Source organism: Amycolatopsis echigonensis (assembly GCF_014174495.1).
Classification (GTDB): domain Bacteria; phylum Actinomycetota; class Actinomycetes; order Mycobacteriales; family Pseudonocardiaceae; genus Amycolatopsis; species Amycolatopsis echigonensis.
Map to the genome: position 1 here is coordinate 1 of NZ_JACJHR010000166.1, position 8,005 is coordinate 8,005.

General features: G+C 66.0%; 7 protein-coding genes. 6 read left to right on the forward strand and 1 reads right to left on the reverse strand.

Features of this window, described 5'->3' with window-relative positions; translation table 11 throughout:
• The first annotated feature begins 75 nt into the window (after positions 1–75).
• Positions 76–1,197 carry a muconate cycloisomerase family protein gene (locus H5411_RS45340; protein ID WP_013673018.1) on the forward strand — a complete coding sequence of 374 codons (1,122 nt, stop codon included), beginning with the start codon at positions 76–78 and terminating at the stop codon, positions 1,195–1,197.
• A 1,217-nt stretch (positions 1,198–2,414) separates the two neighbouring features.
• Positions 2,415–3,395 (forward strand): AraC family transcriptional regulator, encoded by a 981-nt coding sequence (locus H5411_RS45345; RefSeq protein ID WP_246370479.1) that lies wholly within the window; start codon positions 2,415–2,417, stop codon positions 3,393–3,395.
• A 74-nt stretch (positions 3,396–3,469) separates the two neighbouring features.
• Here the strand turns inward: H5411_RS45345 and H5411_RS45350 are convergent, their stop codons facing one another.
• Positions 3,470–4,195 carry a type 1 glutamine amidotransferase domain-containing protein gene (locus tag H5411_RS45350; protein WP_183127897.1) on the reverse strand — a complete coding sequence of 242 codons (726 nt, stop codon included), beginning with the start codon at positions 4,193–4,195 and terminating at the stop codon, positions 3,470–3,472.
• Positions 4,196–4,455: 260 nt separating this feature from the next.
• On the opposite strand from H5411_RS45350, the gene H5411_RS45355 reads away from it, so the two are divergent.
• The 4 genes from H5411_RS45355 to H5411_RS45370 all read left to right on the forward strand — a co-directional run.
• Positions 4,456–5,475 (forward strand): DJ-1/PfpI family protein, encoded by a 1,020-nt coding sequence (locus H5411_RS45355; protein ID WP_013673015.1) that lies wholly within the window; start codon positions 4,456–4,458, stop codon positions 5,473–5,475.
• Positions 5,476–5,519: 44 nt separating this feature from the next.
• Positions 5,520–5,951 carry a nuclear transport factor 2 family protein gene (locus tag H5411_RS45360; RefSeq protein ID WP_026153522.1) on the forward strand — a complete coding sequence of 144 codons (432 nt, stop codon included), beginning with the start codon at positions 5,520–5,522 and terminating at the stop codon, positions 5,949–5,951.
• An 8-nt stretch (positions 5,952–5,959) separates the two neighbouring features.
• Positions 5,960–6,436, forward strand: a complete 477-nt coding sequence (locus H5411_RS45365; RefSeq protein WP_013673013.1) for a nuclear transport factor 2 family protein — start codon at positions 5,960–5,962, stop codon at positions 6,434–6,436.
• Positions 6,437–6,479: 43 nt separating this feature from the next.
• Positions 6,480–8,005, forward strand: a 1,526-nt coding sequence (locus tag H5411_RS45370) for a ferritin family protein (RefSeq protein ID WP_183127898.1), incomplete at its 3' end; no start/stop codon positions are given.

Below are 8,005 nucleotides of genomic sequence, written 5' to 3' on the forward strand. Positions count from 1 at the left end.
ACTGCACCAGGACTACGACTTCGTACTCGATCCGGCCTGAACCTTCCTGCCACCGCACAACAGAGGAGAAACCCTGTGAACACGGCTCGCATCGAGTCGGTGACCGCGGACATTGTGGACATCCCACTTCGAAGGCTGCACAAGTTCTCGGTGACACAGATCGACCACCAGAGCGTGGTGCTCGTCCGGGTGCGAACCGTGGACGGTGCCGTCGGGATCGGCGAAGGTGTCGTTCCCGGCGGCCCATGGTGGGGCGGGGAATCGGTGGAGACGATGAAGGTCGTCATCGACCGGTACCTCGCGCCACTGCTCGTCGGTCGGGACGTCGCCGAGGTGCCGGCCTTGCGCGCCACCATGGACCGGCTGGTCGCGGAGAACCGGTTCGCCAAGGCCGCGGTGGAGGTGGCGCTCTTCGATGCCTGGGGCAGGACCGTCGGGTTGCCGGTGTACGCGCTGCTCGGCGGGCTCGCGCAGGACCGTGTCCCGGTCACCTGGGCGCTGGGTGCCGCCCGGCCGGACGAGATCATCGAGGAGGCCACCGGCAAGCTGGATGCCGGGAAGCACGCCAGTTTCAAGCTGAAGATGGGTTCGCAGGATCCGGAGGCCGATGTCGAGCGGATCGAAAAGGTCGCCTCGGCGCTGGCTTCCCGGGCGAGCCTGCGGGTGGACATCAATGCGGCATGGGACGAGCTGACCGCCACCCGCTACCTTCCGCGGCTGCAGGCCGCCGGCGTCGAGCTCATCGAGCAGCCGCTGCCGGCCTGGGACATCGACGGGGCGGCCCGGCTCGCCCAGCTCCTGGAGATCCCGATCATGGCGGACGAGAGCCTGCGCAGCGAACAGGACGCGCTGCGCATCGTCAAGGCCAACGCGGCGGACATCTTCTCGCTGAAGGTCACCAAGTCCGGCGGTTTCACGGTGACCCAGCGGATCGCCGCGGTCGCCACCGCGGCCGGGATACCGTGCCACGGCGGCACGGCCATCGAATCGCCGATCGGCACGGTCGCCGGGCTGCACCTGTGCTGCGCCACCCCGTCGGTGACCTTCGGCAGCGAACTGTTCGGGCCGCTGCTGATGGCCGAGGAGCTGCTCGTCGAGCCGCTCGACTACCGGGACGGGCACCTGCACGTACCGCACGGTCCCGGCCTCGGGGTGACACTCGACGAGGAGAAGGTGCGCCGACTCACCCGGGGATGAGCAGGTGTGATCCGGCTGCTCCCGCAGGGAACGCGGGAGCAGCCGGACCGCTTTCGGCGCTTGGCGCCCTCCGTGTCCGGTCGTGGCTTGCCGGCATCCGGCCGATCCGCATGCACCCGGCCGATTCGGGGGTGGTGACCACGTGTCCGACGATGGTGACCGGGTGTCCGGCGTCGGTGACCGGGTGTCCGACGTTGGCGACCACGTGTCCGGCGCCGGTGACTGGGATTCCCGATCGGACAGCGGGAGAATGCATCAACGTTGCTCGGCGTGGAGTGTTAGAAGGGTGGTGGTTCGTTGTCGGGCTTGGCGTCGGGCGCGGGTTCGGGTGTGGGTGCAGGTGGTGTGCGGGTTTTGTCTGATTCGCTGGGTTTGCGGCGGCGGGCTTCGGCATCGACCCGCCCATAGGTCGCCGCCCCCACCGCCACCGGTTGGTCTGAGGTGAGGGTGACCATGCCCTCGCACTGGTCCATCAACTGGACGTCGCGGCCGTGGCGGCGGGCGGGGTCGACTGGCGTACCGCCCGTTGGGTGGATTTCCGCAACGAGCGCCGGTACTTAGGGTGACCGGGCATGCGATCCGGTGGGAATTCGCGCCACCAGCCACCCCGCCATGATGAGCATACGAGCGCGAATCCCCACCGGTGCGCCGAAGGCGTGCCCGAAACTCAACCATCCCTCTCCCAGAACGCCGATACCGCCTGGCACCCGACGTCCGGTGCAACGCCTCGCCCCACGGCCAATCCCCGCCAACGGCGATCCAGTCGGAATCCGCACGAACTCAGCAGGAATCCACATCATCGCGGTCCCCGGCCAGCCGTAATGTCGATCAGTGCCGCACGGGATGGGGTGCGCACCGGGAACCTGCATGGGGAGGAATGCGGTGATTGGACTACCGGTCGAGCTCGAATTGCCTGCTCAGGCGGCTAGGGCGAGCGCTGAGCGATACGGCGCGGCGCTGGTAGCTCCGGTCGAGCCGCACGTGGCGACGGAGGTGGTCCCGACCGGGCCGTACGCAGCGGCGCTGGTACCTGCAGGTGAGCGGTACGGCGTGGCACCGGCCTCGGCCCAGCCGCGTGGTGGGGCGCTGGTAGCTCCGGCCGAACCGAGCGCGGTATCGCTGGCCCCCGCCGAGTCGCACGCGGCACTGGCCCCGGCCGAACCGAGCGCGGCACTCGCAGCCCCAGTCGGCTACTCCTCGATCGGACGCCGGGCTCGATGATCGACACCACGGGAGATGCCGACATGACCGAAATGCTTCGTCAGCTCGACGAGATCCACACCTCGGGTGACCTGCTCACCGAGATCCGATCCCGTGCCCCGGAGCTCGGCGGCAATAACGGGGGATGGCCAGGGCTGACGTTCTATCGTTTCACGCACCCGGCCGCGCCGAAGTGGGCCGAGGTCAAGTCGCTGTCGCTGTGCATCATCGCGCAGGGGCGCAAATGCGTCACGGTCGACGGGCAGCAGTACTTCTATGACCCGTTCAACTACCTGGTGCTGAGCAGCAGCCAGCACTTCCAGGCCGAGATCCTCGAAGCCACCCCGGCCAAGCCCTTCCTGTCCTTCGTCCTGCAGATCGATCCCACCCTGGTCCGGCGGGTGTCGTCGGACATCCTCGACCGCCGCACCACGACCTTCGGGCGGCCGGTGGAGAGCAAGCCGGAGCGCGCGTTCGTCACCGCGCTCGACCGTAACCTGATGGGCGCGGCGATGCGGTTCCTCCGTGCGACGCACACCGGGGCCGACCGGCGGGTGCTGGCGCCGGTCTACCTGCAGGAGATGGTCTACCGGGTGCTGCAGGCGGAGCAGTACTCCCGGCTGCTGGAGATCGCCGCCACCCAGGCCGCCAGCAACCCGGTCAGCGAGGTCATCTCCTACGTGCGGAAGAACATGTCCGAGCCCCTGACGGTGAGCGACATGGCGGAGCAGGTTTCACTCAGCCCGTCCGCGTTCTCTCATCTCTTCCGCGACGTCACGGGTAAGTCGCCTTACCAATTCGTGAAAGAGATGCGGCTCAACCGCGCGCGGGAGTTGCTGATCGAGAACAAGCTGAGCGTAACGCAGATCTCGCGGGCGGTCGGCTATTCGAGCGCATCCCATTTCATCAATGAGTTCCGCGACCGGTTCGGCGCGACCCCGCGTGCGTACTGCGATCTGCAGTCGCTCGGTCATGAGCTGCGAATCCAGAAGGGCTGACGACGAGAGGCCGTGCTCGTGGGGCGGCAGGGTGCCCCACAAGCACGGCCTCGTGACGGCGGAAGCGATCCGCGTTACTTCGCGGTTTCCAGCACCGCGCTGTGCGCCTTGACGAGCTGGTCCGCCAGCGGCTCGGAGGCCGCCGGATTCTGTCCGGTGTAAAGGTTCCCGTCCACCACCACGTGCGGTTCCCATGGGCCGCCACTCTTCTCGAACTTGCCGCCGCTGGCGATGAGCCGGTCTTCCAGCAGCCACGGGGCCTTGTCGGCGAAGCCGACCTGCCCCTCCTCGACATTGCTGAAGCCGGTGACCCGACGGCCCGCGAACAGCCAGTTTCCGTTGTCGTCCTTGGCCGGCAACAGGGCGGCCGGGCCGTGGCAGACGGCCGCGACCGCTTTCCCGGCGTCGGTGAAGTTGCGGACGAGCGCGCCGAACTTCTCCGACACGGCAAGATCCTCCATCGGCCCGTGTCCACCGGGGACGAACACGAAGTCGAAGTCGCCGGCGTCCACTTCGTCCAGATCCACCGGCGAGTTGAGCTCGGCGGCGATGCTGTCGAGGTATGCGCGGAATCGCTTGCCCGGCTCTTCCGAACCCCCGTTCATGGCCGCGGTGAAACCGGCTTCGTCCGCCGTCGGGACGGCGGCGCCAGGGGTGGCGATCGTGATGTCGAAACCGGCGGCGCGGAAGACCTGGTGCGGAACGGCCAGCTCCTCGGGCCAGAAACCGCAGGAGTGCCGGGTGCCGTCGGCCAGCGTCCAGTAGTCCTTTCCGGACACTGCGAACAGTACGCGCGTCATGGAATGCCTCTCTGCGTCGGATGTGATGAGGTTTCCGCGGCGCCACGCACGCGGAAACATGCTATGACCCTAATCGCGGCGAACCTGAACGGTCAGCTCCTTCGGCTGAATCTTGCAGAGATCAGCAGGAATCCACACACCCATCCCAACCGTGTCGGAATCCGCACAACTCTCGTAGGAATCTTCGATGCGAGCCGGATCACACGCTGGGTACCGTTCCGCCACGGTCTTCGATAACCAGCCGTTCACCTGGAGTTGACATGCCGCGTATCGCTTACCTGGTCTCGAGTGCTCGCGAGATCGAACTCGCAGACGGCACACTGCATCCCACCGGTTACTTCGCCGAAGAAGCCTTGAAACCGTACGAACGGTTTGTTGCCGCGGGCGCCGACGTCGTAGTGGTCACCCCGGACGGCCGCGAGCCTTTCGCTGACCCGTACGGGCTCGAGAACTTCTTCCACTATCCCGAAGAGGACCAGGACTACTTCGCCTCCGTCACCCGTACGTTCCACCAGGATCCCGACGACGTCCGGGTGACGCTGCACCATATGACCGAACAGGGTCTGGTCGCGGCGCGCCGGATCGCGGCGCGACTCAAGGAGCGCGGGATGTCGGCGAGCGACGCGCATGCGCTGGTCAGCAAGGCGGCGAAGATCGCGTGGCGGGAGGACCGCCAGCTGATCGACGTGATGGTGGAGGAGGGTATCGACGGCGGTCTGTCCCGTGCGGAGATCCAGGCGGCCGTCGACGAGCTCGACGAGGCGAGCCGGGCGCTCGCCGCGGAGCGCCGCAGGCGACTCGATGCCATTCCGGGCTTCCGCAATCCCGTTTCCCTGGCCGATCTGACCGACGAGCAGCTCGCCGAGTTCGATGCCGTGTTCGCCCCAGGCGGGCACGGGCCGATGGTCGACCTCGCAGACAACCCGCACGTCGCCCGCCTGCTGACGATCCTGCACGAGAAGACCGCGCCGATCGCCTCGCTGTGCCACGGCCCCGCCCTGCTGCTGTCCGCGCCGGAGCGGGAAGACGGGCAGTGGCTGTTCGACGGCTACCGCATGACTTGTTTCACCGACGAGGAGGAGGACCAGACGGCCCCCGGCAAGCTCGGGTTGCCGTGGTACGTGGACACCGCACTGAAGAACGCCGGCGCGGTGTTCGACGACGGCCCGGCCGCGTGGGTCTCGCATGTGGTGGTCGACCGCAATCTGATCACCGGTCAGAACCCCGCATCGACCGAGGCCACCGCGGACGCTGTCCTCAAGGCACTCCAGATCCGATGAAGCTCTTCAAACGCAAGTCGATTCCCCGTGAGGAGCAAGGGATTGTGAACACTACGCCGGAACAGACCGTCAGGGCATTCCTCAACGCATTCCAGCTCAGGGATGTCGAGGCAGCACTGTCTGTTGTGGACAAGTCAGTCCGAGTGGAGATCTTTCCCCTCGATGTCCGAGAAGGCGGCTTCGACGACATCCGCACCGCGCTGACGGACATCGTCACCGCATTCCCCGATCTGCACCTGGTGATCAAGGACGTCATCGAAACCGGCTCGGTGGTCACCGCGGAACTCAAGGTCGAGGGCACCCAGGCCGCGGACTACGCCGGCGCGGTCAACCAGGAGAAGCACCTGGACGTCGACCAGGCGTGGCGGTTCACAGTGGACGGTGACCACATCGTCGGAATCCACGTCTACTGGTGCCAGAACCAGCTCTACCGCCGCCTTGCCGTGAAACGACTCGACCAGATCGCGATTGTGTGAGGACTCCCATGACTACCACGGAACCAGCAACCCGAGAGCTCACGTCCCCCGCCGATGTGGTCGCCGCGTTCTTCGAGGCGTACTCGCGCCACGACGTCGAGACGATGACCGAGATGTGCACCGACAACGCCGACTTCTCCTATATCCCGTACGAGGTGTGGGGCAAGCAGCGGGTGCTGCGCGGGGACGGCAAGGTGCGCACCGTCGGCAAGGTCATCTGGAGCGGCCTGATCAACTCCTTTCCCGATCTGTTCAACGTGGTCCACAGCATCGACGCCAATGACAAGGGCGATGTCGTTGTGATGTGCGACATCGGCGGAACACAGCAGTCCCCGTGGGGGTTCGCCGCACCGAAGGGTGGCAGGTTCAGCGAGCCACACCTGTTCATCTTCCACGTCGACGAGAACGGCCTCATCGACAAGATCAAGGCTTACTGGAATGGGGCCGGAATCAATCGCCAGCTCGGCCACCTCGAAGTCGACTGACAATCCCCTTCTTGCACAGCGCAGTGAAAGGAATCTCGGAGAAATGACCTTGCTGAAACGCGAAGAGTGGCAGCACTTCGTTCGTGACGTCGACTGGACCTTCCGCTACGTTGACGACGAGGCGGTGTTCCCGGAGTGGCACAGCGGTACCGGCAAGGTGCCGCGTGAGGCGTGGTTGTCCTGGGAGGAGAACTACAAGGTCACCTACCCTGAGTACGTCGCGACACAGCGTGAGAAGGAAGCCTCGGCGTACGCGGTGAAGGCGGCGCTGCAGCGGTCCACCGCCTTCGACAACCTGGACGAGGGCTGGAAATCCTCCACCAAGATGCACTTCGGCGGGGTGGCCCTCGTCGAGTACGCCGCGGTCCTCGGCGAGCTGAAGATGGCTCGGTTCGGCCTCAACGGGGCCTGGCGCAACATGGCGACCTTCGGTCAGCTGGACGAGCTGCGCCACGCGCAGATCACCACCTTCTTCGGGCACGAGTTCGTCGGCAAGGACCCGCAGTACGACTGGACGCAGAAGACCTTCCACACCAACGACTGGGTGCCGATCGCGCTGCGGAACCTCTTCGACAACATGATGATCTCGCCGAACGTGGTCGACCTGGCGATCGAGCTGCCGTTCACCTTCGAGACCGGCTTCACCAACCTCCAGTTCGTCGCGCTGTCGGCCGACGCGCTGGAGTCCGGCGACGTCAACTTCGCGAACATGATTTCGTCGATCCAGACCGACGAGGCCAGGCACTCCCAGCAGGGCGGGCCGACCATGGAGATCCTGGTCGAGCACGACCCGGTGCGCGCGCAATGGGTTATCGACCGCAGTTTCTGGGGTTCCGCTCGCGCGTTCGCCGCGCTCACCGGCCCGGCGATGGACTACTACACCCCTCTGGAACACCGGAAGCAGTCCTACCGGGAGTTCATGGAGGAGTGGATCATCGACCAGTTCATCCACACCATCGAGGACTACGGGCTGAAGAAGCCCTGGTTCTGGGACGAGTTCATGCGTGGCCTGGACACCTGGCACCACGGGCTGCACATGGGCCTGTGGTACTGGCGCCCGACCCTGTGGTGGCGGCCGAAGGCCGGGGTCAGCAAGGACGAGCGCGAGTGGCTGCAGGAGAAGTACCCCAACTGGGAGAAGGTGTACGGCGGCAAGTGGGACACCATGATCGACAACATCAACGCGAACAACGTCGAAGCGACGCTGCCCGAGACGTTGCCGTGGTTGTGCAGCATGTGCCACCTGCCGGCGTGCAACGCCACCCAGTCGCGCGACGGCACCTGGCGGGTGCGTGACTGGTCCCTGTCCTACGGCGGGAAGACCTATCACTTCTGCACCAACGCGTGCCGCCAGATTTGGTGGAAGGACCGTGACAACGTCAACCACGAGACGCTGATCGATCGCTTCCTGGCCGGCCAGATCCAGCCGATGGACGTCGGCGGCATCCTCAACTACATGGGGATGACCCCGGACGTGATGGGCGACGACCCCGACTACGCCGCATGGACCAAGGACTACACCGGCCGGCCGGCGACCGGGCTCGCGCTGAGCACGGCGAAGGGTGACCT